Origin of the sequence: Pseudomonas inefficax (genome assembly GCF_900277125.1) — a bacterium.
Classification (GTDB): domain Bacteria; phylum Pseudomonadota; class Gammaproteobacteria; order Pseudomonadales; family Pseudomonadaceae; genus Aquipseudomonas; species Aquipseudomonas inefficax.
Genome location: NZ_OPYN01000086.1, coordinates 1 through 1417, shown reverse-complemented (window position 1 = coordinate 1417; position 1417 = coordinate 1). Strand labels below are relative to the sequence as shown.

The following is a 1417-nucleotide window of genomic DNA, read 5'->3' as shown; positions in this document are numbered from 1 at the left end:
CCAGCACACTGTTACGCAGCCCCTTCAACGCGTTCCAGTTCGCCGACGCATGCACATATCTGTCGCGCAACAAACCCAGCTCATCCTCGGTCATTCCAGGCGCTTCGCATGCACCAAAAGCAAATTCGTGCAACGTGCGGCTGATGCCCAGCAACTCCTCCGGCAACCGATGCTCAGCCTGCCCGCCCAAAGGTGCAAACGGCACACCCGCCCGCACCGCCAACTCACGCATGATGCTCAGGTAAACCCGGGAAAGCTGCCCCGCCACTTCCCGCTCGCGGTACACCGCCGCATAAACCTGCTTTTGCGCCTCGCTCGGCCGGCCACCGGGAATCGGCTCCTCCCAGACCAGCACCTGCGGCCTGGGCGCCCCCAGTTCGCCGAATGTTGACCCCAGCAAGGCACTGACGGTGGCATGCACGCGAGTCTTCTCGGCGCGCATACCCTGCGGCACCCGCTGTGACTGCGGTTTGCACAGCAGCACCTGCTCCTGCGTGGTATCTGGGTAACCACCGCCAATGTTCGAATGCACGCCCGGCAATACGATGTCATTGCCACTGCGCACTAACGGGAAGTTGTGCCGCTGCTCGTCCCCCGCCACCAGTTGCACCATTTGCCGGGCAATGCCCGCGCCCAGGCCCAGGCGCAAGCCACCATGGCGGTCGTCGGCGGGATCGAAGTCACCCTTCAGCGGCGCAATGATCGCCGCCACTGTGTCGAACAGGCCGATGAAGTTGATCACGATGCCGCAGGGCACAACCAAGCGTTCACCGCCGCCATCGTGCAAGAGGTTGGCCAGATGCCGCACCGCCGCCGCGCCCCGGCTGAAACCGAACAGGTCGAACTCGACCCGCTCGAGCCTTGCCTGTGGGTGCGCCTCACACCAGGCCCGCAGCTGCCCGGCAATCCCCGCCAAGGCCTCCTCGACACGCGCCTCGGCCCCCCTGCTTCCGCACCCGGTGGCCGAGGCATAGGCATGGTCCGCCTCCCCCGCCAGGGTGCCCACGCCCTCGACATAGCGCTTCAGAAACGCCATGGTCCCATCAGCATTGGCCCCTTGCGCCGGGTACAGCGCATGCAACAGGGCCACATTGCTCAAGGCATTGGCATAACTGGCCCCCTTGCCCGCCGGTGCATCCACCGCCATCACATTGTTCAGGTTGTTACCGGTGCCATCGAAGAACACGCCAAAACGCAGGGTGAGCGGCGTGGTGCGTGCATTGCTACAGCTGTTCAGGTCCATCTTCGTGCCTCCTGCTTGTGCAAAAAGCACAAGCAGGCGCCAGCACACCGCTGCGGGCTATCAGCCAATGGCCAGCCACATGCAGGACAATTCCGGACCTGCATGGCCCCCGGCAAGGATAAATTTCCCTGCCGCCATTGGTCGCCACCCCCCCGGATGGATTAAAGTATCACC

1 protein-coding gene is annotated in these 1417 nt (G+C 64.0%); it reads right to left on the bottom strand.

Annotation, left to right across the window (positions count from 1 at the left end; translation table 11 throughout):
- The coding region (locus JV551A3_RS11510) for a T6SS phospholipase effector Tle1-like catalytic domain-containing protein (RefSeq protein WP_133978686.1) at positions 1-1243 on the bottom strand (1243 nt) is incomplete at its 3' end.
- Positions 1244-1417 lie beyond the last annotated feature (174 nt).